This is a genomic window from Pseudoalteromonas sp. T1lg48 (assembly GCF_002964785.1).
In the GTDB taxonomy this organism is placed as follows: Bacteria; Pseudomonadota; Gammaproteobacteria; order Enterobacterales; family Alteromonadaceae; genus Pseudoalteromonas.
On record NZ_PQCC01000002.1, the window covers coordinates 240,415 to 266,699 of the forward strand.

Annotated in this window: 26 protein-coding genes and 1 pseudogene; 10 read left to right on the top strand and 17 right to left on the bottom strand. The window is 52.0% G+C overall.

The window, feature by feature from the left end; translation table 11 throughout:
• Window position 1 precedes the first annotated feature (1 nt).
• Window positions 2-622 carry a 2OG-Fe(II) oxygenase gene (locus C2M29_RS02890; RefSeq protein WP_105188302.1) on the top strand — a complete coding sequence of 207 codons (621 nt, stop codon included), beginning with the start codon at window positions 2-4 and terminating at the stop codon, window positions 620-622.
• A gap of 38 nt (window positions 623-660) precedes the next feature.
• Here the strand turns inward: C2M29_RS02890 and ubiA are convergent, their stop codons facing one another.
• Together ubiA and C2M29_RS02900 are read right to left on the bottom strand one after the other, a co-directional pair.
• Window positions 661-1,530, bottom strand: coding sequence for a 4-hydroxybenzoate octaprenyltransferase (gene ubiA / locus C2M29_RS02895; RefSeq protein WP_105188303.1), 870 nt, complete (start codon window positions 1,528-1,530; stop codon window positions 661-663).
• Window positions 1,527-2,093, bottom strand: a complete 567-nt coding sequence (locus C2M29_RS02900) for a chorismate--pyruvate lyase family protein (protein ID WP_158684632.1) — start codon at window positions 2,091-2,093, stop codon at window positions 1,527-1,529. The genes ubiA and C2M29_RS02900 overlap by 4 nt, the downstream gene beginning before the upstream one ends.
• A gap of 141 nt (window positions 2,094-2,234) precedes the next feature.
• Between C2M29_RS02900 and C2M29_RS02905 the strand changes: the two genes are divergently transcribed.
• Complete coding sequence (locus C2M29_RS02905; protein ID WP_105188305.1) at window positions 2,235-2,633, top strand: flagellar basal body-associated protein FliL; 399 nt, start codon at window positions 2,235-2,237, stop codon at window positions 2,631-2,633.
• A 33-nt stretch (window positions 2,634-2,666) separates the two neighbouring features.
• On the opposite strand, the gene glpG is transcribed toward C2M29_RS02905, so the two are convergent.
• The 6 genes from glpG to C2M29_RS02935 form a co-directional block, all read right to left on the bottom strand.
• The gene (gene glpG / locus C2M29_RS02910) at window positions 2,667-3,488 is read right to left on the bottom strand and encodes a rhomboid family intramembrane serine protease GlpG (RefSeq protein WP_105188306.1); all 822 of its coding nucleotides are present in this window, start codon (window positions 3,486-3,488) and stop codon (window positions 2,667-2,669) included.
• The gene (gene glpE / locus C2M29_RS02915) at window positions 3,485-3,802 is read right to left on the bottom strand and encodes a thiosulfate sulfurtransferase GlpE (protein WP_105188307.1); all 318 of its coding nucleotides are present in this window, start codon (window positions 3,800-3,802) and stop codon (window positions 3,485-3,487) included. Before glpE ends, glpG begins: the two co-directional genes overlap by 4 nt.
• A gap of 58 nt (window positions 3,803-3,860) precedes the next feature.
• Window positions 3,861-4,886 carry an L-threonine 3-dehydrogenase gene (tdh, locus tag C2M29_RS02920; protein ID WP_105188308.1) on the bottom strand — a complete coding sequence of 342 codons (1,026 nt, stop codon included), beginning with the start codon at window positions 4,884-4,886 and terminating at the stop codon, window positions 3,861-3,863.
• Window positions 4,887-4,897: 11 nt separating this feature from the next.
• Window positions 4,898-6,094: a glycine C-acetyltransferase gene (locus tag C2M29_RS02925; RefSeq protein ID WP_105188309.1), complete on the bottom strand. Its 1,197-nt coding sequence runs from the start codon at window positions 6,092-6,094 to the stop codon at window positions 4,898-4,900.
• 192 nt (window positions 6,095-6,286) lie between these two features.
• Entirely contained in the window at window positions 6,287-6,850 is a 564-nt protein-coding gene (gmhB, locus tag C2M29_RS02930; protein ID WP_105188310.1) for a D-glycero-beta-D-manno-heptose 1,7-bisphosphate 7-phosphatase, read from the bottom strand.
• The gene (locus C2M29_RS02935) at window positions 6,847-7,947 is read right to left on the bottom strand and encodes a glycosyltransferase family 9 protein (protein WP_105188621.1); all 1,101 of its coding nucleotides are present in this window, start codon (window positions 7,945-7,947) and stop codon (window positions 6,847-6,849) included. Before C2M29_RS02935 ends, gmhB begins: the two co-directional genes overlap by 4 nt.
• 103 nt (window positions 7,948-8,050) lie before the next feature.
• Between C2M29_RS02935 and C2M29_RS02940 the strand changes: the two genes are divergently transcribed.
• Window positions 8,051-8,773 (top strand): 3-deoxy-D-manno-octulosonic acid kinase, encoded by a 723-nt coding sequence (locus tag C2M29_RS02940; protein ID WP_105188311.1) that lies wholly within the window; start codon window positions 8,051-8,053, stop codon window positions 8,771-8,773.
• 22 nt (window positions 8,774-8,795) lie between these two features.
• Here the strand turns inward: C2M29_RS02940 and hldE are convergent, their stop codons facing one another.
• Together hldE and C2M29_RS02950 are read right to left on the bottom strand one after the other, a co-directional pair.
• Window positions 8,796-10,235: a bifunctional D-glycero-beta-D-manno-heptose-7-phosphate kinase/D-glycero-beta-D-manno-heptose 1-phosphate adenylyltransferase HldE gene (hldE, locus tag C2M29_RS02945; protein ID WP_105188312.1), complete on the bottom strand. Its 1,440-nt coding sequence runs from the start codon at window positions 10,233-10,235 to the stop codon at window positions 8,796-8,798.
• A 2-nt stretch (window positions 10,236-10,237) separates the two neighbouring features.
• Entirely contained in the window at window positions 10,238-10,822 is a 585-nt protein-coding gene (locus C2M29_RS02950; RefSeq protein ID WP_105188313.1) for a D-sedoheptulose-7-phosphate isomerase, read from the bottom strand.
• Between the two features lie 299 nt (window positions 10,823-11,121).
• On the opposite strand from C2M29_RS02950, the gene C2M29_RS02955 reads away from it, so the two are divergent.
• A complete protein-coding gene (locus C2M29_RS02955; RefSeq protein ID WP_158684633.1) occupies window positions 11,122-12,171 on the top strand; it encodes a glycosyltransferase family 9 protein in 1,050 nt (349 codons plus the stop codon).
• Here C2M29_RS02955 and C2M29_RS02960 read toward each other — a convergent pair.
• Window positions 12,162-13,589 carry a capsule assembly Wzi family protein gene (locus C2M29_RS02960; protein WP_105188315.1) on the bottom strand — a complete coding sequence of 476 codons (1,428 nt, stop codon included), beginning with the start codon at window positions 13,587-13,589 and terminating at the stop codon, window positions 12,162-12,164. The two genes, C2M29_RS02955 and C2M29_RS02960, sit on opposite strands and share 10 nt — an antisense overlap.
• Before the next feature lie 132 nt (window positions 13,590-13,721).
• On the opposite strand from C2M29_RS02960, the gene waaA reads away from it, so the two are divergent.
• The 5 genes from waaA to C2M29_RS02985 all read left to right on the top strand — a co-directional run bounded on the left by waaA (window position 13,722) and on the right by C2M29_RS02985 (window position 17,865).
• Entirely contained in the window at window positions 13,722-14,996 is a 1,275-nt protein-coding gene (gene waaA / locus C2M29_RS02965) for a lipid IV(A) 3-deoxy-D-manno-octulosonic acid transferase (protein ID WP_105188622.1), read from the top strand.
• Window positions 14,989-15,537, top strand: a complete 549-nt coding sequence (locus tag C2M29_RS02970; RefSeq protein WP_105188316.1) for a DUF1415 domain-containing protein — start codon at window positions 14,989-14,991, stop codon at window positions 15,535-15,537. Before waaA ends, C2M29_RS02970 begins: the two co-directional genes overlap by 8 nt.
• A gap of 707 nt (window positions 15,538-16,244) precedes the next feature.
• Window positions 16,245-16,826 carry a hypothetical protein gene (locus tag C2M29_RS02975; RefSeq protein WP_105188317.1) on the top strand — a complete coding sequence of 194 codons (582 nt, stop codon included), beginning with the start codon at window positions 16,245-16,247 and terminating at the stop codon, window positions 16,824-16,826.
• Window positions 16,827-16,937: 111 nt separating this feature from the next.
• Window positions 16,938-17,222, top strand: a complete 285-nt coding sequence (locus C2M29_RS02980; protein ID WP_105188318.1) for a hypothetical protein — start codon at window positions 16,938-16,940, stop codon at window positions 17,220-17,222.
• A gap of 118 nt (window positions 17,223-17,340) precedes the next feature.
• A complete protein-coding gene (locus C2M29_RS02985; RefSeq protein ID WP_199774848.1) occupies window positions 17,341-17,865 on the top strand; it encodes a hypothetical protein in 525 nt (174 codons plus the stop codon).
• A gap of 723 nt (window positions 17,866-18,588) precedes the next feature.
• On the opposite strand, the gene C2M29_RS02995 is transcribed toward C2M29_RS02985, so the two are convergent.
• The 4 genes and pseudogenes from C2M29_RS02995 to proB all read right to left on the bottom strand — a co-directional run bounded on the left by C2M29_RS02995 (window position 18,589) and on the right by proB (window position 22,661).
• Window positions 18,589-19,290: a DUF3581 family protein gene (locus C2M29_RS02995; protein WP_105188320.1), complete on the bottom strand. Its 702-nt coding sequence runs from the start codon at window positions 19,288-19,290 to the stop codon at window positions 18,589-18,591.
• Window positions 19,291-19,434: 144 nt separating this feature from the next.
• A complete protein-coding gene (gene gltX, locus C2M29_RS03000) occupies window positions 19,435-20,925 on the bottom strand; it encodes a glutamate--tRNA ligase (RefSeq protein ID WP_105188321.1) in 1,491 nt (496 codons plus the stop codon).
• 143 nt (window positions 20,926-21,068) lie between these two features.
• Window positions 21,069-21,428 (bottom strand): glutaredoxin family protein, encoded by a 360-nt coding sequence (locus C2M29_RS03005; protein WP_105188322.1) that lies wholly within the window; start codon window positions 21,426-21,428, stop codon window positions 21,069-21,071.
• A gap of 133 nt (window positions 21,429-21,561) precedes the next feature.
• A pseudogene (gene proB / locus C2M29_RS03010) lies at window positions 21,562-22,661 on the bottom strand (glutamate 5-kinase).
• Window positions 22,662-22,786: 125 nt separating this feature from the next.
• Here proB and C2M29_RS03015 point away from each other — a divergent pair.
• Window positions 22,787-23,731 carry a DMT family transporter gene (locus tag C2M29_RS03015; protein WP_105188323.1) on the top strand — a complete coding sequence of 315 codons (945 nt, stop codon included), beginning with the start codon at window positions 22,787-22,789 and terminating at the stop codon, window positions 23,729-23,731.
• On the opposite strand, the gene C2M29_RS03020 is transcribed toward C2M29_RS03015, so the two are convergent.
• Together C2M29_RS03020 and C2M29_RS03025 are read right to left on the bottom strand one after the other, a co-directional pair.
• Entirely contained in the window at window positions 23,635-24,252 is a 618-nt protein-coding gene (locus C2M29_RS03020) for a class GN sortase (protein ID WP_105188324.1), read from the bottom strand. The genes C2M29_RS03015 and C2M29_RS03020 overlap by 97 nt on opposite strands.
• Window positions 24,245-26,242 carry a marine proteobacterial sortase target protein gene (locus C2M29_RS03025; protein ID WP_325050572.1) on the bottom strand — a complete coding sequence of 666 codons (1,998 nt, stop codon included), beginning with the start codon at window positions 26,240-26,242 and terminating at the stop codon, window positions 24,245-24,247. The genes C2M29_RS03020 and C2M29_RS03025 overlap by 8 nt, the downstream gene beginning before the upstream one ends.
• Between the last annotated feature and the right edge of the window lie 43 nt (window positions 26,243-26,285).

Here is a 26,285-nt window from a genome sequence, read left to right on the forward strand (position 1 = left end):
TGTGAATACGGAATCCTTATTTAGTCGTGTCCTTGATGATGTCCATCAGCAAGGCTATGCCGTCATTGAGCAGGCGCTATGCCCAAACCTTACCGCACAACTTTATGCCACCGCACAAGCGCAGCTCTCGGCTTTCTCCCCTGCGGCCATAGGCCGACAGGACGAGTTGCAACTTAATAACCAGGTAAGAAAGGATAAGACCCTGTGGTTTAGTGGCGACTGCGCTGCAGAACGCGATTACCTATCGATCATGGAATCATTGCGTTTAACCGTAAACCGGCACTTCTTTTTGGGGCTATTTGATTATGAATGTCACTTTGCCTACTACCAAGCAGGTGATTTCTATAAAAAACACTATGATGCCTTTAAGGGACGGTCGAATCGGGTGTTAACCACGGTTTTTTATCTCAATACCCCACCACAAGGCGGCGAGTTGGTGATTTATAAACCCCGCTCCAAGGAGGTTGCCGAGCAGGTGTCGCCCAAGGCCGGCACCTTGGTGGTATTCGAAAGCGAGCGCTTTATGCATGAGGTATTGGCGGCGCAGCAGCCGCGTTTTTCCATCGCCGGCTGGTTTAGGAAAAACAACTCCATTGCCGGGGTCATAGACCCGCCGCGCTAGTAAATGCTATAGGTAACGCGCCCAATAGGGGCGCTTTATCAAAACAGACTGATAGCCAGGCCGATAAAGATGGCCATACCCACATAATGATTATTCAAAAACGCCGCAAAGCAGGCATCCCGATCACGCTGACGGCTTAAATAAAGCTGTCGTATCAACAACAGCACCGCCACCAAAAGCCCAAGCCAATATGGCCAAGCTAATTGCGCCGAGTAACCTATGTACACAAGTATGGCCATAAATAGGGCATTCAGAAGCGCCACCATGGCCAAATCAAAGCGACCAAATAGAATCGCCGTGGACTTAATGCCGATTTTCACATCATCATCCCTATCCACCATGGCGTATAGGGTATCGTAGGCTACCGTCCACAGCAGATTGGCTATAAACAACAACCAGGCCTGCATAGGCACGGTTTCCAACGTAGCCATATAGGCCATTGGAATAGCCCAGCTAAAGGCTGCTCCCAGCACCACCTGAGGTAAATGGGTATAGCGCTTCATAAAGGGATAACAAGCCGCCAAAGCCAGAGCCGCAAAAGACAGGGCCAGGGTTTGCCAGTTGAGCAGCAACACCAGCATAAAGGCTATGCTCACCAGCAAGGCAAAGAGACTCAGGGCCTCACCGGCGCTGACCTTGCCAGCGGCCAGGGGCCGGGCCTGAGTTCGAGCTACGGCACCATCGACCTTACGATCGGCAAAATCGTTGATCACACAGCCGGCACTGCGCATTACAAACACCCCGGCGGAAAATATCACTATCAACTCAAGAGCCGGCCATCCTTCCGCCGCCAGCCACAGAGCCCACAAGGTAGGCCACAACAGCAATAAGGTGCCTATGGGCTTATCGGTGCGCATAAGTTGTTGGTAGTGAGGCCTGTGCGCCCAGTGCAATGCTGCTAACTTCATAGGTACGGATAGGCTCCCGGTAAAAACACTTCGCACACCATAATTTGTTGCCCGGTCAGGTTAAAACGACTGCGACGCCCCCATAAGGGCTGGGTCGGCAAATTAAAGGACAGGGTCAAGGCTTGAAGGTCGCTATTGGCGCTGAAATCGGCGACCTGCAATTGCTGACGAGACAACTGGGGATCCTGGAAAATCACTTCGCCCAAGGGCTTATCGCCAAGGTGCGTAAGGTCCACCCCCTGCTCCGCATGAGCATGACAGGGGATCCAGCTTTGGGCATAAACCATAGGCTGACTATCACAAAACAAGATTACTTCACGCACACGTAACTGCGCGGTAGTGCAGGTAAAGATGTCGCTTTGGTAAGTCTCGGCGGCAACAAGGCGCTCGCTCAGCACCTCAACGGCAAACTGTTCGGATAAAGATTTAAGCCGCTGGGTGAGCGAGTTAGGCTCGACTAACCAGTCAAGCAATTGCTCTGATACGGCGACGCGCTCGACATCTTGCCATTGCGCCTGCAACGAAAGAGGGTAAGTAGGCAAAGGACCACTCAAATGAATCAAAAAACACCGTGGGATCATACCACCGCTCAGGCAAGGGCTAAAGAGATGTGTTTACCGCCGGGTTGTTACATTTGCCCTAGACGCAAAAACGACAAGCACGTAAAGTAACGCTAATGGAATTTATAATAACGACCACACATTATGCGCTTTGCAACTAACCTGCTGTTCGCACTAATTTTATTACTTACAATTGGAGCGCCAAAAAAGGCTGCGGCCGATGTTGGCTATTATGGTTTTGAACCAGACATAGTCGCTAACTACATCAGCATATCGGGACGTAAACTCGGCTATGTGCGCGTCACCGTCGATTTAATGCTAGAAGATATCAACAACCTGGCGGTGGTGGAGCATCATATGCCCTTGCTGCGCGATGCCATAGTCGAAATTCTATCCCAGGAGCCGGAAGAAAAAATCAAAAGCCTGAGCGGGCGTGAAGAGATCCGACAAAAATGCCTTGAGCGCATTAACACCCTGCTGCAGCAGGAAACCGGCCAGGATATTATCCGCGACCTCCTCTTTACCAAGTATCTCTACCATTAGTAGAAAGTAAAAAAGCGACCCTAGGTCGCTTTTTTACTGCCGCTCAGTATTGCGACTCAATGCCATAAACACCGCAATCAGCATCCCGCTGAGCAGGCCACCTAAGTGCGCCCAATTGGCCATGGGCATAAAGAAGGTATCGGTAAAACCGAAGGCCAACCACAGCAATAAAAAGCCTATCATGCCCTTGGTCATCATCGGCCTGGTCTTTGCCAGCAAGGGATATATCCAGCAAAAGCCGACCTGGGCATACACCACCCCGGAAAGGCCACCAAAATTGGGCCCCACCATTAGATACTGTGCCCAGCTGCTGACCAAGGAGCCGATAATAAACAGGCTTACCAGTGTCAGTTTTGAGGTCTGCCGCTCAATGGCCGGGCCCAGAGTCAGCCACCATAACACATTAAAAATCAGATGAATGGCAGAGAAATGGACGATAGAGGGCGTCAACCAGGATAAGGGCTGTGCGGGGTTAAACTGCAACAGCGGGAAAATCTCGGCGAATTGACCGAGCAAGAACAAGGCGTAGATCAGCACACTCACAATACTGATACCCTTAACCAGCAGGCTTAATTGGTTAAAGCGCTGCAACAGGTTCAGCTTGGTGCCGCCGTAAACCAGGCCCGAGTCGGTACGGCCACTTTGCCAGGCGGCATCGGCATAACGAGGATGATCCGGTTGTGCCTGAAATTCTTGCCATAACGGTTGGACCTGATGAAAGTGCTCCGGGGCAACGCCAATAATCACATGGCCCTGCTCGCCTTGTCTTAGTGCGCCCACAAAGCCCTTTGTGCCGATATAATCGACAAAGCCTTGCGCCGCGCGCACATTATTGGTGCTGCCAAGCTCTATCATTTTTCAACCAGTTCCGGAAATTGTGTGGCCCAGGCCGAGAAGCCGCCATCCATGGTATAGACATCATCAAAGCCCTGCTCGGCCAGATAACCCGCCGCGCCTTGTGAGCTAATACCATGATAGCAAACAACAATAATTGGCTGGTCATACTCTTTATGAAGCATAAACTCACCGATATTACTATTGCTTAGGTGCTCGGCCTTGGGAATATGTCCGGCCGCAAAGGAGTTGGGATCGCGAATATCCGCAATCACCACATTTTCATCATTTAACAGGGCCTGGGTCTGCGCCACTGAAATATGTTTGTATGCCATAGTGCTGTAACTACTCTTCTAAAACAAAAGGCGGCCTCAGCCGCCTTATTTTTGCTCATTATGCCCAGTCTAGAATGACTTTACCAGACTGACCGCTAAGCATGGTATCGAAGCCTTCCTGGAAGTCATCGATATTAAATTCATGGGTAATGATGGGCGAAATATCCAGACCCGACTGGATCAGGCTGGCCATCTTGTACCAGGTTTCGAACATTTCTCGACCGTAAATACCCTTGATGATCAAGCCCTTGAAAATAACCTGGTTCCAATCAACGGCCATGTCCGAAGGTGGAATACCCAGCATGGCAATTTTACCGCCATGGTTCATGTTATTCAGCATAGAGTTGAAGGCCACCGGCACACCCGACATTTCCAGACCCACGTCGAAGCCTTCGGTCATACCCAGCTCTTTCATCACGTCTTCGAGCTTTTCCTGACTTACGTTAACGGCGCGGGTAGCACCCATTTTCTTAGCCAGATCAAGACGGTACTCGTTAATGTCGGTGATCACCACGTTGCGGGCACCCACGTGCTTAGCAACCGCGGCGGCCATAATACCGATAGGACCGGCACCGGTGATCAACACGTCTTCACCCACCAGGTCGAAAGACAGCGCCGTGTGCACCGCATTACCGAACGGGTCGAAGATAGACGCCAATTCATCCGGGATATTGTCTGGAATTTTAAAGGCATTGAATGCCGGAATAACCAGGTACTCTGCGAAGCTACCCTCGCGGTTTACGCCCACACCGATAGTGTTGCGGCACAGGTGTACACGACCGGCTCGGCAGTTACGGCAGTGGCCACAGGTAATATGGCCTTCGCCAGAAACACGGTCGCCAATTTCGAAGCCGCGCACTTCCTGGCCCATGTCCACCACTTCGCCCACATATTCATGCCCCACAACCATGGGCACAGGAATGGTGTTTTGCGCCCATTCATCCCAGTTGTAGATATGTACATCGGTACCACAGATGGCGGTTTTACGAATTTTGATCAGCAGATCGTTATGACCTACTTCCGGCTTAGGGGCATCCGTCATCCAGATGCCTTTTTCTGCCTTAAGTTTTGATAATGCTTTCATCGATGCGCTCCTTAAATAACGCCCAACTCTTTACCGATACGGGTAAAGGCTGCAATCGCTTTATCAAGCTGCTCTTTGGTGTGGGCAGCCGAAATCTGCGTACGAATACGCGCCTGGCCCTTAGGTACCACAGGGAAAGAGAAGCCAGTAACATAAATGCCTTCGGCAAGAAGCTTATCAGCCATTTCACCTGCCAGTTTTGCATCGCCCAGCATCACCGGAATGATGGCGTGGTCTTTACCCGCACAGGTAAAGCCTGCGGCTTCCATTTGCTCGCGGAAATAAGCGGCATTTGACCACAGAGTATCGCGCAGCTCTTTGCCGTCGGCCAGCATCTCTAATACCTTGATAGAGGCGGTGACGATCGACGGTGCCAAAGAGTTCGAGAACAAATACGGGCGCGAACGCTGACGTAACCACTCAACAATCTCTTTCTTACCCGAAGTATAGCCGCCCGAGGCGCCACCCAGTGCTTTACCTAGGGTACCCGTGATAATGTCGACACGGTCCATGACGCCACAGTATTCCGGCGTACCACGACCGTTTTCACCCACAAAACCAACGGCGTGAGAATCATCCACCATCACCAGGGCATCGTATTTGTCGGCCAGGTCACAAACGGCTTTAAGATTACAGATCACACCGTCCATCGAGAATACGCCATCGGTGGCGATCAGCTTGGTTTTAGCACCCGCTTCGTCGGCGGCGATCAATTGCTGCTCAAGGTCCGCCATGTCGTTGTTAGCATAACGGAAGCGCTTGGCTTTACACAGACGCACACCGTCGATGATGGAAGCGTGGTTTAATGAATCTGAGATAATGGCATCGTCGGCACCAAGAATGGTTTCGAACAGGCCGGCGTTGGCGTCAAAACACGACGAGTACAAAATAGTGTCTTCGGTTTGTAGAAACTCGCTGATTTTCGCTTCAAGAGTTTTATGAATGTCCTGCGTACCACAGATAAAGCGTACCGAGGCCACGCCGAAACCGTGATCGCTCAAACCTTGCTGTGCCGCTTTGATCAGCTCAGGGTGGTTAGCTAAACCCAGGTAGTTGTTGGCACAAAAGTTAATAACTTTATCGCCACTGGCTACTTGAATCTCGGCTTGCTGTTGCGAGGTGATAATACGCTCACTTTTGTACAGACCATCGGCTTTCACTTGCTCGATTTGTGCTTGCAGCTGGCTATAAAACGCAGAAGCTCTCATAAATTTCTCCAATACTTGAACCGACTCTCTTGGCCGGGCCGGTTCAGCGGTTAATAAATATTTGGGGTATTGTAAAAGGTTCGCGGCACAATTGCATCGTTTGTCGTTCATCGCAGTGCAGATAAAGATGCACCCTGTGAGCATAGATATTTACACTTGGGTTTGTGCCAGGGCTTTCGGTCAGGCCTTCAACTAAGCCGTCGGTAAAGCCTGTACTAACGCCGGCACCTCGGCAAGAGAGTCACAGACCAGATCGGCATCGGCCAACGCCTGCTCGGCAAACTCCTGACCACTGCGCACCAGAATTTTAGTACCTATACCACAGCGTTTGGCCGCCAGCATATCGCCATGCTTATCGCCGACCATGATGCAGCGACTAGGCTCTAAATCAAATGCCTCTATACCCCGTTGCAACATGCCCGGCTCGGGTTTACGACAATCGCAGTCAACACCGTACTCACCCTGACCCTTAGTGGGGTGATGGGGGCAATAATAAATGGCATCGAGCTGGACGCCGTGCTCGGCGAATTGCGCCGTCATCCACTCGCTGAGCTCGGCAAATTGTGCCTCGTTGTAATAACCCCGGCCAATGCCCGACTGGTTGGTGACCACGATTAAATGATAGCCCATCTGCTGTAAGGCCAGACAGGCAGCAAACACGCCGTCGATAAATTCAAAGTCTTCGGCCTTGTGGACATAGGCATGATCGACGTTGATCACCCCGTCCCTATCTAAAAATACCGCTTTATTGCTCATAATCGGTGCTCTCGTACTACCTTATCGAACATGGCAATCACATCGTCCACGGCAATGCGGTCCATCAGCTCACCCTTGGCACGCACGCCCCAGGGAAGCTCACTGGCCGGCTTACCGTATTGCTCTTGCACCGCCTGGTTATACACCTCAACCACATAATCCTGATACAGATAAGGCCCGGTGCGTTTTGGGTTGGAATGAGCGTAAAGGCCGATCACCGGCGTCCCCTGAGTCACGGCCATATGCGCTGGACCGGTATCCGGAGCCAACACTAAGGTCGCCAGACCCAACACACAGGTTAATTCTTTTAAGCTGGTTTTACCCACCAGGTTGAGCACCGGCTGCTGACAATGATTGATAATCTGCTCGGCCAGCTGTTGTTCCATCGCCGTGGGTCCGCCACTAATAGCGACACGAAAACCCTGCGCCATAGCATGCTCGGCCACCGCGGCATAACGCTCCGGCAACCAGTTGCGCTCGGCCTTGCTCGCCGCGGGGCTTATCACCAGCAGGGGCTCACCGTCATCGCCCACCAGCTTCATGGCGTTTTGCTTGTCGGTGTCGCTGAGCGGCAATTGCCAATGGGGCGTAAAGTCGGTGACACCCAATTGCTCGGCAAACTGCATAAAGCCTTCTAACACATGCGGCTGCTCTTTGGCATCAATACGGCGATTAATAAACCAGCTATGCAACTCTTTAGAGCGTGCCTTGTCGAAGCCGATTTTGACCTTGGCGCGAATACAGCGACTCGCCAGCCCGGCGCGAAAGGCCACCTGCATATTCAGCAGCACATCGAATTGTCGCCCGTTAAGCTGCTCACGCAGGGTTTTAAACGCCTGGCGCCCCTGCTTTTTATCAAACACCACAAACTCAACGCCGGGTAAACCGTCGAGCAACATGGCCTCGACCTTACCTATCACCCAGGTGATTTTGGCTTCGGGATGCACCCGCTGGATGGCTTGTACGGCGGCCACCGCGTGACAGACATCACCGATGGCAGATAAACGAAGAATACAGATAGATTGCACGGAATTGAGTTGCAAAACGAGCGTCCTAAAGCAAAAGTCTGAGCAAATGTTAAAGCAACGCCAGCGCATTGCAAGTTCATTAAGAAGTTTACCCAGCGAGTTTATCGTTGGGGCAAAAAAAGCTACACTGGCAAGCACCTGCAGCCAATCTGTTTATTAGGGTCTGTTTATTATGCAACTGACTCCCCTAGCCCCGAACAAAACCCTGTTTACCGCAAATGCCAATGTTGGCGAGATCACCGAACTATGGTTTTCTCCTGAACACTGGTTGGCCCAGGATAAGGTGTACGCACAAAAAACCGGACGTGCCACCGCCTACTTTTTTGCCGAGGGAGATTTACGCGCCGTGCTCCGTCATTATTGGCGCGGCGGTCTAGTTGGTAAGGTGCTGCAAGATCAGTACCTCTATACCGGTATCAAAAACACCCGAGTCTACCGCGAATTTGACCTGATGTGCGACCTGTATCAGCAAGGCCTGCCCGTGGTTGAGCCCATTGCCGCCTTGGTTAAACGTTCGGGTCTGATTTACCGCGGCGACATCATTACCCGTGCCTTAGAAGGGGCACAAAGTCTGTGTGAACGCCTTCAGGCCGACTCCTTAAGCGAACAAACGATACAGGGTATTGGCCAGACCATCGCCCGTTTCCATAACGCCGGCGTCTATCACGCCGATTTAAATATCAATAATATTCTCTTTGATACTCAGGATGATGTGTACATCATTGATTTTGACAGAGGGGAATTGCGCCAGCCAGAACCACAGTGGCAACAGCAGAATATGGCCAGATTAGCGCGCAGCTTTGCCAAGGAAGCCGGTCGTCAAAGCACCTTTCATTGGCAGGAAAAAGACTGGCGATGTTTGATGAGTGCCTATCAGCAAGCACTGGCCTGCTGATAGGGCTCGGGCTCAAGAGGTGCTACGAGCGGATTTTGCTGATCACGTTGGACGTTGAGCAGCCGTTTAGAAACTCCAGCACCTCAACCTGACCACCGTGACGCAGCACATGCTCGGCACCGGCGATCTCTTCAACCTTGTAATCCCCGCCCTTAACGAGAATATCCGGGCTTACCTGCTCGATAAGCTTGGCCGGGGTATCGTTTTCTTCCACCTTACCAAAGGGGATCACCCAGTCCACCGAGGCCAGGGCGCTAAGCACCATGGCACGCTCTTCAAGCGGGTTGATAGGGCGCTCCGGGCCCTTTAAGCGGGCAATGGAATCATCGGTATTTAATCCCACCACCAGGCGGTCACCCATGGCTTTGGCCTGGGCTAGATAACGCACATGGCCGGCATGAAGAATATCGAAACAGCCATTGGTGAAAACGATTTTCTCACCATTTTGCTTGGCAAATTCAATATGCTGCAACACGGACTCAAACGGCGCCTGATAATGCTCGCCATTTTCGCGCAGGTATTGTCCCAGCTTACGGCTGAGCTCTTCCGGCGATACCGTAGCGGCACCGAGTTTGCTCACCGCAATACCGGCGGCGATATTAGCCAGCTCCACCGCATCTGCCGGGGCCATGCCGGCACCTAGCATCACGGTCAGGGTGGCGATCACCGTATCACCGGCACCGGTGACATCGCTGACCTCGCGCACCTGGGCGGCAAAGTCATGTTTTTCGGTGGCGCTGATCAGCGACATCCCCTGCTCGGAGCGGGTTAGCAGCATAGCACCAATGCCGGCCTCGCGAATGAGCGCCCGAGCACTGGCGGTCAACGCCTGCTCGTCGCTGCTGTCACCACCGGCTAGCCTGAACTCATTGAGGTTCGGAGTGATATAATCGGCGCCACGATACAGGCTAAGCTGCGGCGATTTTGGGTCTACCAACACGGTTTTACCGGCATCCTTGGCAACGCGGATCATCGCCTCAATCAGGGTCAGTGACCCCTTGTTGTAATCGGAGAAGAGCACAAAGTCATAGTCGTCCACCACGCGCTCAAGACGCTGTAGCAACAGTTGTGAATGCTCTTTATTGAACTGCTCTTCCTGATCCAGACGCACCACCTGCTGATGGCGGCTGATCACCCGCATTTTCGCTATGGTCGGCAGCTCCACCACCTGCACCAGCTGCGAGTCGATGTGTTCTTGCGCCAAAATGCGCTGCAGGGTTTGCCCGCTTTCGTCATCGCCGATCAAACCGAGCAAGGCCACCTGGCCGTCGAGTCGGGCAATGTTTTTAGCGACGTTAGCGGCACCACCGGCCTTGTCTTCAAGGCGGTTTACCTTCACCACCGGCACCGGGGCCTCCGGTGAAATACGTCCGGAGTCGCCATGCCAGTAGCGGTCAAGCATCACATCGCCAACCACCAACACCTTGGCTTTATTCAGATTTTTAAGTAATCCCAGATCCATGCTTACTCCGCTACCAGCATATCGAGCGCTTCACACAGCCAGTGGCCGATAAACATATGCGCTTCTTGAATGCGAGCGGTTTCATCGTTGGCGATGATAATCGGCAACTTGGCGATGTTTTTCACCTCGCCCCCGTCTCTGCCGGTTAAGGCCACGGTGTAAGCACCGATTTCATTGGCGGCCTGTAACGCCAGATTGATATTGGCACTGGTGCCCGACGTGGTCAGGCCGATCACCAGGTCTTCCGGCTTACACAAAGCCTGCACCTGGCGCGCAAACACGGTATCGAAGTGATAGTCGTTAGAGTGAGCAGTGAGGATCGAAGTGTCCGTGGTCAGGGCGATCGACGCCAAGGGGCCACGCTCTTTTTTATAGCGCACTACAAATTCAGCGGCCAAATGCTGGGCATCGGCGGCACTGCCACCATTACCAAACCAGATCACTTTGCCGCCGGCTTGCAATGCCTGATGACAGGCGGCCAGTAATTCGGTTGCTTGCTGTTGATACGTATCCATGACTTCAAAAAGCGCACGATGGCGGGCAAGGCTATCCTGGTAGGAAGCCGCTAGATTGTCGGTATTGACCATTTTCGATCCTCATTCACGAGTTTTAACGGCATTATTCCAAAGAGTATTTAGAATTGCACGTTTTTGTCTTAGATTGACGGCCAGCGCTGGGCATTCATCCTGTGGCTGCCCACACGCAAAATGAGTTAATAAAGCTTAACTGTTAACTTAAATGCCACATTTGGGTACTGCCATTGCCACCCCGGCTTTGTTATTATTGGCCGGTATTGAATTAAATCAGGCTTAATTAAGTGACCCAGCACGGAAGTAATCCCTTAATCGGCGCAGCCCAATTACAACAAGCGAAGCGCATATTATATATGAGCCATCTGGCGCTGGGTGATTACGTCTATCAAGGGGTGTTTTTGCAGCAGCTGGCCGCCACTTACCCGCATTTAGAGATAGATGTGTGGTTCGATGACTGCCGCGAGCAACGTAAAAGCTGGCACGGCGGGCGCAATCAAATTTTAGGCCAGTGGCTCGAAAGTGAGCCCAATATCAGCCATATCTACGCCAACCCAGATTCCGAGCAACAGCGCCAACAACAAATACAAGATGCACAGCAGCGCCACTATGATCTGGTGTTTTTTATCGCCACCACGCGCAGCGAGCGCTTCTGTCATTATGCCCGACTGATAGCCGGCGACGGCTGCGCAGTGGGGGCCTATGCGCTCAATGCGGTGCAACGCTGGCAGCACAAAGAGGCCATTGCTGCCCTCGATGCCAGTATAAAGGTCAGTAAAAGCACCCGCTTCGATCATATTAGCGAGTTTTACCGCCATCACTTTCACGCCCTGGTTGCCATGGACTCCCCGGCACGGGCATTTCAGCAATTACGCGTACCACAACTTTATTTGGATGCGCTGCAAAATAGCGACGAGCTGGATAATTTCGTTTTTATCAATCATCTGTCGACCACGGAAAAGCGTGACTGGCAACTGGCCCAGGTGTTTGAATGCATCGCCACCTTACACCAGGCGCAACCGACCTTACGCTTTGTGATCAACGCCACCAATGAGCAGGTAACGCAGTTGCAACATCAGGTGCAAAGCAACAACCAGCTTAGGGATATTAATATCAGTACCTTCAGCGCTAAGCGTCATTTTTACGAGTTACCGGCGATGATCAGCCGCGCTCGTTTAGTGATCAGTGTGGAAACGGCGATTATGCATTTAGCCGCCGCCTTAAACGTGCCGGCGCTGGCGCTGATCCGTGCCAAAGCGCATCAATGGCGCCCCTTGGGTCCGGGTGAAATCCTGGTCGGCGGTAAGCGCGTCGACAGCATCAGCGCGCAAACCGTGGCCGATAAGGCCCTGGCGCTATTAGCCAAGGCCCAGGCTGAGCCTCACCGACCGCTCAATTACCAGTAAAGCGAGATAGAGGCGTGGCCGTAACTTTCGTCAAACACGTCGTTGCCATAGGTCACCTGAGTTTCCACTCGATACCCATCAATCATGCTGCTGTTAAGTAGCTGAAGTTCCTGAGCACCGCTGTACTGGGTCGAATCATTATCCTGCAGGGTCAGCTTAAGCTGCCATAATGAGTCCATATCCTGCTGATAATCCAGCACCAGGGCATGCACTTCGGCGGGCACACCGTCGCCAAAGATACGTCTGTCGCCGGCATAGTGACCAAACACGAAGCCATCGTTGGTGTTACCAAACTTATACAAGCCATTGGTATACCAGGATGTTTTCCATTTGTTGTATTCGTAACGCAAGGCAACATCCGAGGTCAACTGAGGCAGATAGGCACCAAAGGAAGTAACCTGATTGCCCAGGCTAAAGTTGCTGCCACCCTGAGTGTCTTCGCCGCCGTACTCAAAGTAGATTTCGGTGGGCATGCCCCAATCGAAATAGAAGGTAGAGGTTACCGAGGCCAATTGGTCACCCAATTCGGTGTCTTTTTCTTCTGCGCTATAGCTGTTATCGCTGCCGGCAGGGTCGAAAAAGGCATCCAGCACATCGCCAAAGTCCACATCGCGGGGACCACCACCAAATTGCATAATACGGTTAAAGCCCAGTTTCCAGCCACTTAGCGGTTCAAGGCTGATATGGGTACCGGCTACACGCGGCTTACCATCGTACCATTCGCCCTGATATTGAATGCCCTCTTTAACCTCTTCCAGCTCGGTGTAAAAGAGTTCAAAATCAAAATTCCACCAGTTATGCGCCGGCGCCACCATACCCAATGAGATGGAAGGCGAGGCTTTGGCATTAGTCGAGATCATCTGAGCGCTTGTTTTAAACGGAGAAAACCAATGCTCCTTGTAGCCAATATTAAGCTGGAGATCTTCACCGGCAATAGCCACAAAAGTGTTATAAGGCACCAGGTCGCCAGCTTCGGCACGGTATTCCAGACCGACTTGCATCAACATCATATTGTTCGGGCGCCAAATGCCCTCGAACATCACCTGGCCCCACTCATCCGTGGTTAAACCCCGTTGATTGGCCAAAGGTGTGGTTTGGTCATGCTCATAACGCAGGGTCACACCGGCACGGGTGATGTTGTCATCGCCGCGATAACGCGCGAGTTTGTCACTGATGGAGCGAAAGAGCGCCGGGTTTTGCTCTTTTAGCTGGGCTAAAGCCTTATCGATATCACTAAAGCGATAGGGCTTGCTCATGGGCGTACCCGTGGTTTGCACAAACATGCGATCCAATTGCTGTTCTAAATTTACGTCATAGCCTACCGGCAGGTATGCCGTGGGCTTGGCCGCGGCCGCACCACTGAATGCCAATAGCAGTGCCGCACCTGCCACAGAGGTGGCGAGTTTATGTCCTTTCATGCGATTTCCTAACGCCTTTAAATAATGCGAAATATTACCAAATTCATGGCCATTACTCAGCAGTTAAATTGTAAAGTTTTGGCACCGGGGTGAACTCGGGTTACACTAACGCTTTGCAATTTCTGGCCAGTGATTCTTTTGTTTGCACGCTTTTTATATTCCCTTATTCTGCTGATTCTTATGCCCTTGGCCTGCTTTTATTTGTATGTACTACGTGGGCGCAAAAACCCGGGCTACAGACAAGACTTTGGCGAACGCTTCGGCTTTACCGACGCCAGCGGCGACATCATCTTGCATTGCGCCTCCGTCGGCGAGGTGCTGGCCACACTGCCATTAATTAAGGCGCTGCTGGCCGATAAACATCAATACCGCTTGGTGATCAGCACCAACACGCCGACCGGACGAGAGCAAATTAACCAGCTGCTGGCCAAAGACATTGCCGCCGCCCGAGTGCAGGTCTGTTACCTGCCCTTTGACTTGCCCCTGGCTCAGCGCCGCTTTATTCGCCGCTCTGGGGCGCGCCTGCTGGCGGTGATTGAAACCGAACTCTGGCCTAACCTCTTGCACCGAGCCAAACGAGCCGGACTCAACACCTTGATTATCAACGCCCGTCTGTCAGAGAAATCAGCACAAGGTTATGCCCGGGTCGCGCCGCTTACACGCAGCATTTTGAGCGATATAGACAGGCTCGCCTGCCACCATCAGGCCGATGGTGAGCGCTTTATTAACCTAGGTTTGGATAAAGATAGGCTTGAGGTGACCGGTTCAATCAAGTTCGATATCGACGTCAGCGAACAACAGGCAACGCAGGCCAAGCAACTTAAGGCCAGCCTGGGGCAAACGCCAATCTGGATAGCCGGCTCTACACACCCGGGCGAGCCCGAGCTGCTGCTTGGTGCTCATGAGCAAGTGAGAAAAAGTTACCCCGATGCCTTACTTATTATCGCCCCGCGTCATCCGGAGCAATTCGACAAGGTCGCCGAGCAACTCACAGCTCAAGGCATGAACTTTTCCCGTCGCAGGAAGGGCGAACATCAAGGTGAGGCAGTACTGCTGGCCGACACCCTGGGCGAGCTCACCATGCTCTATGGCGCCGCCGATGTCGCCTTTATTGGCGGCAGCCTGATTGAGCGCGGTGGCCACAACCCGCTCGAGGCCTGTGCCCACGGCATACCTGTGCTTAGCGGTCAGCATACCTTTAACTTTGACCATGTCTATCCTGCCTTGATTGACCAAGGCGGCGCCCTCTGGGTTGATGAGCACAACCTGGTCGACACCCTAAACAGCCTGTTTAGCGAGCCGCAAAAACGTGCCGACATGGGTGCCTGTGGCCTTAAGGTGGTACAGCAAAATCAGGGCGCTATTAATAAAACCCTGGCGCTAATCGAGGAGCAAATTAATGCATAAATGTGAAGCGGCCATGCGCCAATGGGTGAGCTCGGTCATAGTCAAATACAACTTCTGCCCCTTTGCCCGCCAGGAAGTGGAAAATAACGCCATTCGCTATTATCTAAGCGAGGCCACCGAGCTCGAAGAGGCGGTGCTCGACACCTTAGAGCAATGCCGAGAGCTGGATAATCACCCGGAAATTGAAACCACCTTGGTATGCTTTACCCAGGGTTTTAGCGATTTCGACCAGTTCTTAGATCTGATCGATTTAGCCAATGCGCTGTTAGTCGCCCAGGGCTTTGAAGGCACCTATCAGCTCGCCCACTTTCACCCCGATTATGTGTTCGCCGATGCCGATGAGGACGACGCCGCCAATTACACCAACCGCGCCCCCGCTCCCTGTTTGCATATTATCCGCGAAGAAAGCATGGAACAGGCTCTGGCCAACTATGACGAACCGGAAAGCATCCCCGAGCACAATATGCGTTTGGCGCGCCGCAAAGGCGCGGACTTTTGGCAAGCACTACTTGAGAAGTGTGGGCACAAAACACAAAAGTAACCAACACTATTAGTTTCAAATTAGGCTTAATTTGACAGGTTAGATAAGCCTTCAAATTTAGATCTTGTCGGGTCGCCGACTTCGACTTAGAGGAAATGCTAAGTTCAGTGTTAATAATTCATCCCTGAAGCTGGGTTCCTGTTCGTGACGAAGTTACGGCATCAATGCCTCCACCTCCTCGTGCTGCGAAGCCATGCTTCGGTCACTCGTCGCCCCTAAGAACCCCGAGGCGCCCCAACATTGCATTATTTCCTCAACGCGCTGCGAGAAATGAACGTAACCAACATGCACAGCCCAATCCCCCTCCTCGTAGAACTCGTCGCCTTCAAGCGGCGGGAGTGAAATTATTCACTCCCTTGTTTCCGCTTTCAGCCATTTCCTGAGCATGTTTTCGCCCGCAGTCCCCCTCCTCACAGAGCTCGTCGCCTTCAAGCGGCGAGAGTGAAACTGTTCACTCTCTAATTTCCGCTTTCAGCCAACGGGCGATTACTCTTCTCGCACCCCGTTTTGGATGCAATGTAAGGGGATTAGGCTGGTACACCTGCGTTCTACAGAAAGTCTAATAAAATCTGTAATTCCGAAAAGAGCGACATCTAGTCTTCCACCCAAATCACTGTGTATACATCCATAATCGTTGAGTTTCTCCCATAGTCAGGAAAACGACCCAATCGCTCGATATTAAATTGTTATGCTACAAGGAGAGTTCAGTGTATAAATTAATCTCTACTATAATTTCGTTGTTATTTGTGACTTCGTGCGCATCAACTACCCCACAGCTTAACTCAGGTACTCCTGTTAATATTTATGGTGTTTCTTCGTTATCACCTAAAAATGGCAGTTGGTCTGTCATTACTTCAACGGGGTATCAGCTTGCTCTCGGAACTAAGCTGACTGATGACAGTAGTGGCATTATTAATTTGTCACTCTATCAAATTCCCGAATTCCCCTCGGATGAAGAGTTTCTTTCTCATGTTGTTAAACATAGAGCAGCCTCACCGGATATTGGCAGGTTTGACCTTGTGGAAAACTCAGAAGAGCTGGTAGAACTTAATGGTGCAACATGCGTAAAGCACAGAACTATTTCTCAAGATAACAGTGCTAAAGTCAGTGGCAATAAAACAGCCGTAATGCAAATAGAGTATCTTGGATATAATTGTATACATCCATTTAAAAAATCAATTGGTGTGCATACGGAATACTCTCTGCGTCACTACAAGGGTAAAGAATATCCTGAGTTAGCTCGAAATGCAGAAGAGTTTTTTAGTGACATACAGTTTAAAGCGTTTTAGTAGCATAACAAGCGCATAAAGTGGTGGGACTGCTAACGCTTGGCTCGGTTCCGCTTCGCTTCACAAGTATAGCCAAGCATTATCAGCCCCTTATGCGGGCGTTAGGTGACTATGGGTACTGAGATATTATCAATTTTTATTTTAGCTCCACTTGTTGTTGGCTTAGTTGATTTGATAAAAGTAATAAGTGATAAAAACCGCTTAAAGCACTCTATATTATTGGTGGCTTCTCTCAGCTTAATTGGCTACCTTTCTCTGGATTCATATTTAAGTGGCTTTAATCCAATACAAGGTGTTCTTATAGGTAGTTTATTTTATATTCCTGGCTACTTAATATTGTATTTCGCGTTAACCGCTTATTTTAGAAAAGTGGAAATTGAGAAAAACGTCACCTAACAAGCGCCTCATATTACTCGTAAACTCGATGGGACAAATTTTCGCGGTCTGTTTGCTTCGCTCAAGTTTAGTCCACTCAATTTGCCCCATAGGCGGGCGTTAGCCAACTGGAGGTAATTTGAAGTTTCAAGTTAGATACAACCCACATTCAGATCTGGCGAATTTAGCTCAATATCAACTTGATTGCATTGAGACAAAAAGTAGTTCTGGTCATTCCAATGGTCTCAGTATGGATATGCAAGCATGTTTAATCTCACATGCATTTCTGGCTGAGGCGTTAATAAATATGGCGGGTTTTGGCTTGTTCCAAGAAAGTTTCAAGGAAAAGAAACCGTATCATTGGAAACGAAAAAAAGTTTTCTCAATTTTAAATGTCGAGCATATCGAAGGACTACATGAAGTCCTTGATGCACTTCAAAATGCCAGAAACAGCTTGGCACATGCAAAGCCCGATAGATATGAATACGATCTGGGTGACAGTGAAGACGAATTTGCAGTGTTTAAGCGACCTTATGAAGAACTCTTGACGATTGAATTTCTCAAGCATGCAAACTCAGCTCTCGATGAGCTCTGGTATGTAATGGGAAACAATGAGGATATAGAGGACTACGGGTTAATTACTTCTGCGGTAGAAGTTGGCTAACAAATTGTTTAAGAGTGATTCGGCACGCGTGGCATTTTTACTATGCGTTAGATTTAGTGGTTAAGGTGGTATGCGGAGGCTTAGGTATTGCGTGCCTCACACCTTAACAAAGCGTTACCATCGTCCGCAATTGGCTTAGCGGCCTATCGGATATCTCAAAACTAACAGGTATCGATCCCCCCGTTTAGATTCGCGCTAGAGAAATCGGCTTTTGTTGTGGAGTGTGCTTGAAACAACGGAGCATGGATGCGCAGTTAGGTTTACCGAGGTAGGACACCTCGTTAAACCGCGTTTGAAGCTAAACGCAGCGTTTAACAAAACGCTGAGTTCGTAAGCGTTAGCGAATCACGGGCGCCTTGGGGTTCCAAGGGGCGGTTGGCGCAAACCGCCCTTTGGTTGGAGTCTCCGGCCCCTCGCTGGCTCAAGGCGTTCGCTTGCTAAAAATAGTCCACCGGACTATTTTCTTAACGCGCTCACCCAACGCGACAAGATCTATCAACAAACGCCATTTTAGGTGGCTCGACAATATCAATCTATTGGCATCTTTGTCGGCGCAAAGCACCGACCTACAAAAAAGCGCTTGTTGGCGCCCCAACAAACAAAAAAGGCCAATGCTTTCACATTGACCCTTTAAAACCGCATTAGTCGGCGTTCCCACGAACGATAACGCCGCGGTCGGCGTCTCGACGAACCAAAAGCGCCCTGTCGGCGCCCCGACCCGAATTACGCAGGTTTCAGCGCTGCCTTCTTCTCATTGTAGCCACGGATCAACTCATCCACGGTATCCTGACAGTATTCGCGAATACCCGAGACCAGCATGTGCTTCTCACCACGGCCAATTACTTCGCCATTTTCAATCAGGTCAAAGCGCAAGATGATCTTGCCGCGCTTGCCTTCATAGCTGAACTCGTGCTCTCCTTCGCGCAACTCGGGAGCGTGAGCATCAAGGGTGTCCATATGAATGCTCATGGACTCATAGATGATCATCGGGCGCGCCGGGTTAATCATCACATCTTGCTTACCCATCAGCGGGATCACCACGTGTGGGAAGGCCTTACCCGAGAATTCCACATAGTTCTTGATCAGCGCGTTGGTCAGGGTCTTACAGGCACTGTTAGCGCCTTCACGAGCCACGCTCAAATAGCATTTTTCGCCATCTTTAATATCGAACTGGTCGCTGCCCTCTGGCATGCCCAGTTTAACGCCTTCGTCGACCATGTTGGCGAAGGTGAAGCGCATCTGCTCATTAATTCCGTACTTATCAAGCACTACTGAAAACAGTAAATCTCCTGGCACACAGAATTTTTTCGCTTCAACGTCATGAAGTGGATTGAAATCATCGGCCACGGCTTTGGCAAAACGACTGCCCTGTTCACGGGTGATACACACGTGGGTGCCAAAATCTTGATAATACTGCTCTAACATAGCTGCTCTACTTGAGTACAAAAAAACTGCGGCAGTGTAACAAAATTTACGCACTGAGAGGTCGTATCTGTTGCTTTTTCCTTTAAAAAGGCACAAAAAAGGCCACTTTGCGGGGCAAGGCAGCCTTTTTTCTTAGAGTGCGACCTAGTTAAAGTCGCGGTAGGCTTTTTCTAGCTTTTTCGCCTGCTTTTTCGACACACCAAGGTGCTCTAACGCCAAACGCAGGCGTGCACGGGACATGTCCGAACCCAGGATTTCCATGGCATCTAGCACAGAAGTTGACGACTTCTTGCCGGTAATTGCCACGAAAATAGGCTCAAGGAAGTCTTTAATCTTCAGCTCGTGGAAGGTCGCAACCTTTTTAGCAATGGCGAAGATTTCCGATTTTTCCCAATGGCGCAGCGTTTCCAGCTCCCAGATAAAGAATTGCAATGCCTGACGCACCACATCTTCTTCAACCTTACCATCGGTTAGCAGCGCCGGATCATAGTGCGGCATACCGGCAACAAAGTGCCCGGCCAGGTCAACCAGATCAGAAAGCGTATCGATACGGGCTTTCGCTTCCGGCAAAATGCGGCGCAGCATGTCGCCATTGTATTTCCAGTCAACGAAGCGCTGAATTAGTTGCTCGTCGCTGAAGTCTTCACGTAACCAGGTGCCATTCAGCCATTTCAGCTTCTCGATATCGAATACCGGGCCGCCCAGAGAAACGCGTTTCATATCGAAGTGCTCGATCATCTCTGCCAGGGTGAACTTTTCACGCTCGTCCGGCATCGACCAGCCCATGCGGCCCAGGTAGTTCAGCACCGCTTCCGGCAAGAAGCCCATTTCTTTGTAGTAGTTGATAGAGGTCGGGTTCTTACGCTTGGACAGCTTAGACTTATCCGGGTTACGCAGTAACGGCAGGTGACCCAGTACCGGCGCTTGCCAGCCAAAGTCTTCGTATAGCTTAAGCAGTTTTGGCGCCGAGTTGATCCACTCTTCACCACGGAAGATGTGGCTGATCTGCATATGGTGGTCGTCCACCACATTGGCTAGGAAGTAAGTCGGGAAGCCGTCTTGCTTCAACAGCACCTGCATATCAACGTTTTCCCATGGGATCTCAATCTCACCGCGCAGGTAGTCGTTAAATTTAAAGCTGCCTTCGGCAGGGATTTTCATACGGATAACGTAGGGTTTGCCCGCTTCCAGGTTTGCCTTCACTTCGTCGTCGCTTAGCAACAAGCCACGGCCATCGTATTTAGGGCGCAGGCCCTCGGCCATTTGCTGCTCACGCATTTCGTCCAGCTCTTCGGCGGTGGCGAAACAGTAAAACGCCTTGCCCTCTTCAACCAACTGGTGCGCATATTTTTTATATAGATCAGAGCGCTCAGACTGACGATAGGGGCCGAACTCGCCGCCCACATCCGGACCATGATCCCACTGCAGACCTAACCACTGCAGGCTGTCCATAATGGCTTGTTCCGACTCCGGCGTACTGCGCACCTGATCCGTATCTTCGATACGTAAAACAAACTCACCGCCTTGCTGCTTGGCAAAACAATAGTTAAATAGGGCGATATAGGCAGTGCCTAGGTGCGGATCACCGGTCGGTGACGGGGCAACACGGGTACGAACAGTCGTGCTCTGGGTCATGCTAGCGTCTCTTTCAATTAGCAACTAAAAATTTGCTGCAAATGCTAGCACAATGGCGGGTAATTTCGTAGAGGAAAACGCCGCGACAGGGCACCTGAGTGCGAGAAATTTCAGCACCCAGGGGAAATATTGGAATCTTAAGGTTAAGCGGCAATTTTATCCAGATAGGCGACGATATCCGAAGATTCGTACATCCACTGCACCTGACCATCTTCTTCAATGCGCAAACAAGGCACTTTCACCTTGCCACCCTGCTCCGCCAGCTCCTGACGGTAGGCGTTATCGCCTTTGGCATCGCGGGTTTCAATGTTCAGACCGTTACGCTTAATAGAGCGGCGCACCTTTACGCAAAACGGACAGGCATGGAATTGATACAGTGCCATGTTGGCGGTCTGCGTATCCAGCTGTTGCTGCGCTTGCGGGTCGCGCTTTTTGCTGCGCGGGGTAAAGATAAAATTAAAGAATAAAATAATGCGGCCTAACAACCAGCGAATGACTTTCATAACAACTCTCATCACGACAAAATCAAAGGCGCGAGTGTATCACGCGGTTAAAATTGCGCCAAGGGAAGTGCACGCCCCTGGCTCCTGTCGAAAGTTATTACCGAAAACGGCTGCTGTAAGCTGTCGCTAAGAGCTAATCCCGAAAGCTGACAAAGTCATCGCGATGGATCAGCATAGCGCCATTGTCATAGCCCAACACCTGCGCCTTAGACTGCTCCGGGTTCGCCAGCGCTGCTGCAACTCCTCACTGTGATAACGGGCCACGCCCTTACCCACACTGCAGCCCTGACTGTCGAATACCTGCACCAGATCGCCGCGGCTAAACTCGCCGGCAAAACGGGCAATACCAACGATCAGCAAACTGGCGCCTTGCTGTCTGAGCGCCTTCGCCGCACCATCATCCACATAAATGGCTGCCTTGCTGATGGGGCCGGCCAACAGCCAACGTTTGCGGGTGTCTTTGGGTGCCGTCAGGCTGACAAAGCGGGTGCCCAGCTGCTGAGTCAAACAGTTGCTGATCACGTCCTCGCCATGACCGGCACTGATGATCACATCGACCCCGGCATGGCGGGCAATGCTCGCCGCCTCGATTTTCGTAGCCATGCCGCCGGTGCCCACCGCCGTGCCACTGCCGCCGGCCAAGGCCTTAATGGAGTCATCGATATGACGAATTTCCGGGATAAGCTCGGCATCCGGGTTGGTGCGCGGATCGGCGCTAAAAAGCCCGGGCTGATCGGTCAACAGCAGCAGTTTATCCGCATCCGCCAACACCGCCACGCGGGCCGATAGGTTGTCGTTATCGCCCACCTTGATCTGCGCCGTCGCCACCGCATCGTTTTCATTGATAATGGGCACCGCCCCTTCTTTAAGCAGTGCCATCAGGGTATCGCGGGCATTGAGATAGCGTTCGCGATCATCAAGATCGGCACGGGTTAACAGCAACTGCCCCACCGGCACATTATAAAGAGCAAACAGGGTTTGCCAGGTGTGAACCAGCTGGCTTTGGCCTATGGCCGCCAGCATCTGCTTTTGTGCCAATGTTTCATTACCGGCGCTGCGCCCCAGTAATTCACGCCCTGCGGCCACGGCGCCGCTGGATACCAGCACGATACGGTTGCCGGCCTTTTGCAGCTGCACGCATTGGCGCACTAACTCCACCATATGCGCCCTGTCCAGTCCCTGGCCGTTATTGGTAAGCACACTGGTGCCTAATTTGATCACTATGGTTTGCACCGTGTTTAGCCCTGTTGATAGTTAAAAGAAGTTCATTTTTACCCCAAGCTTGGGCGATTAAACAAGTTAAATTAATTCAACTGTGCTAGCATCGCCGCACATTTTCACCACACTAGTTATCTCTTATGCCAGCGAGCCTTTGCCTGATCATTGCCACCTTTTTATGGGGAAGCTCTTTTATCTCTTTAAAGTATGCGGTGGGAGTCTATGACCCTACTGTGGTGATTTTTTTGCGCATGCTCACCACCCTGGCGGTGTGCCTGTGCTTATGGCGTTTTGTAAAACGCTTTGAATACCAAAGTGGTGACTGGAAATACCTGCTGGGCATGAGTCTGGCCGAGCCCTGTTTATACTTTTTATTCGAAGGCCACGCCATGGAATACACCTCGGCGTCTCAGGCTGGGGTGATAGTCTCCTGTTTACCGCTGATCGTCGCATTCTTGGCCTTTTTTATGCTCAAAGAGCACATTAGCCGCGCCATTATCGTCGGCTTTACCCTGTGTATCGGCGGCAGTGTGCTGCTGACCCTGGTCTCGCCAAGCTCGGAGCAAGCGCCCAACCCCTTACTAGGCAACACCTTGGAATTCCTGGCCATGGTCTGCGCCGCCTTTTACACCGTGAGCGTAAAACGCCTGTGCAGCCGCTATGCGCCGCTTACGCTTATTGCCTTGCAGGGTCTGGCCGGCTCGCTTTTCTTTGCGCCCTTTTTACTCTTTGTGGAAATGCCGCAGCAACACGACCCGGTGGCCTTTGCCCATATTCTTTACCTGGGCACCTTTGTTACCCTGGGCGGCTACGGCATGTATAACTATGCCATCAGCAAGGTATCCGTGCTGACAGCGGCGGCCTACTCAAACCTTATCCCCATCTTCACCCTGCTGCTGTCGGCCATAGTGCTGAGCGAGATCCTGACCCTGTGGCAATGGCTCAGCATCGCCGTGGTTTTTGTCGGGGTGATGATAAGCCAGCGCCATCAGGCATTGGTGGTCGACCTCGACGAAGAGGATATCAGCGAGGCCGACACCAGCAAACGCAACTCGGTCCCGGCTACCGGCGAGTTAAAGGGATAACAGGTCACCAGATGCAGGCCGCTGGCTGCGGCGGCCTGAGTATCGCTTTGATGCACCACCTGTTTGCTGTCGATGCGATAACTCAGGGTGCGACCATCGCGCAGCGTCAGGCTTAATTCATCGCCCACCTGCACATGGCGTAAAAACGCGAAGTGAGTGTCGTTATGGGCGGCAATCACACTGGCGCCCTCACCTCCAAGCGGCCCAAAGGCCTCATCATGAGTTGGTGCAAACGCGAGATTACGGCCGCTGCTGCCGGCCAGCACAAAACGCTGTAGCGCCAAGTGGGGCACGCTCAATTTGGCCACCACATGGGTGTCGGCATAATACCAGGGCGGAATATTGGCTCCGGGCGCTGCCAGGCTTTGCTGCCAGGCCCGCTCAATCAACCATTGCGCCAACCAGGCCTTGCTCTGCATATAAGCGCCCTGAGCAAAAAAGCTTGCCCCCAACGCAAACAGGGCAATGGCGCCGTAGCGCCAATAACTTGCCCGGGCCGCTACTCGCTTTCCCTTAGCCATGAGCCTGTCTCCGCTCTCGTCTCAACCAAGCGGCCGTGCTTAACATCAAGAGTGCGCCCAATAATAAGTGCCACAGGGATTGCCCGTCGGTTTGCGCAAAGCGTTGCACCCGCTGGCCGCTGGCGACGTTATTGGCCACCTGCTCCTTATGCTGTGCCACGGTCGATGTGGCCACCTCTTCAACGGCAATAAAGGCGGTAAAGGGACTTAGCAACTGATGTTTCAGGGCCAAATCCAGCACCTGTGGGCGTACCGCTTCGGCCGGGTTATAAAGCAAGAGCGAGGCAATTTGCTGACGCGCCCACAAGCGGGCAATGGCTTCGCTGTGCGGATAGGTTTGACCGGTCTCGTGCATGGGCATGGTTAAGCGCAACGGTCCATGCTGGGTGTTGGCGTCGATATACATATCCTGTTGCTGCGGTGCCAGTTTGATCGCCACCATCAGCGGCTCACCAAAGTAGAGATCCGGCAAGGGCTGCGGCCAATAGGACAATTCCTTGGCGCGCGCCGCGCTTAGGCGTACATCGCGCAGCGCCGGGTTTTGCAGGCGTTCAAACAGGTCCTGCATCTGGGTTTTCACCTCGTTGCCATCGCTGATAAAGGTATAGCTGCCGCGGCCAACATGGGCGGCACGACGCATAAAGTAGCCATTGGGGGCACTGCCTATGCCCACGGTAAACAGCCGGTTATCAACAAGTTGCCTCTGCACCAAATCAAACAGGGCTTGCTCGTTGCCGACGCTGCCGTCGGTTAAAAACACCACCTGACGCACATAATTGGGATGCGTTTTGCCATCGAGGGCCAAGTCCAGCGCCTGCGCCATTTCCGTACCGCCATCGGCCTGTAATTGATAGACAAAGCGCTCGGCATCGGCGCGGTTAAAGGCATTGGCCGCCACCGCCTGAGGGCGGAATAAGCGCGCACTGCTGTCAAAGTCGATAATGTTAAAACTGTCGTTTTCATCCAGGTTATCAAGTGCATAGAAAAGAGCCTGCTTGGCCGCATCCATGGAGCTGCCGTGCATGGAGCCGGAGCTGTCGATCACAAAGATAAGCTCTCGGGCCAGGCGCTGCTGGGCGCTAAACTGGTCGCTTGGCGGCAACAGCATCAGCAGTCCATAGTCGCCGCTTTGCGCCGTTTGTCGAAAGAAGGCCGCCTGCGCCTGCTGACTCGGCGACACCTTGGCACGCAGCACAAAATCGCGATTCATGGCATCGTCACGTAATTGCACCCGGTAACGGCCAAAATCCAGATTACTCACCTGAGCCTGGTAGTGAGGCGTGCGGATCTGCTCCAGCTGCAAACCAAAATCTATCTCTATATCCAATTGCAGTAAGGGCTCACGCGAACTGTCGATAAAGTCCTGCTGCTGTGCCAGTTGCTCAACAAATTTAGGCGCCAGCCAGCCCTGCGCGCCATTATTGGTGGCGTTTGCAGTGGCTCGTAATTCTTCCACGGCATAACTACGAGGATGATAGCGCGGTGTAAAGGTCATCGGCAGACGCACGCTGAGCTCGGCATCGCGAAAACGGATCATTTCCTGATAACTCAGAGTGATTTCCACCCGCTCTCCGGGGCCAAGATTAGCAACCCGCGAGGAAAACATATTGGCGCGCTGCTGCTTTACCAGCGCCGCCCGCTTACCGGCGCGCTGGGCGGCGCGATATTGACGCTCCGCCTGCTGCTTCTCGGCAATTTTACCCACTATGGTGCGTTCGCCGACCTTCATGGTCATGGCATGCACCGCGCTTTCGCTTGGCAGTGGAAACAGGTACTGGGCGTTGACCGCAAAGGGGTGGCGGTTCACAAACACCTGGGTCACCTGCACCTGGTTGATCAGCCCAGTGATCTGCATGGACGCTCGGGTACTCAAAAGGACGCCGGGCGCCACATCCACACCCCGGGCATCGCTAAATTGCAGTTGCGCCTGGCCTTCGGAGAAGGCACTGGCATTAACGGGGGTAAAGAAAATTAGGCATAAAAGGCTCACAGCGAGAGCTGTGAGCACTTTGTTAGGACAACTCAACATAATT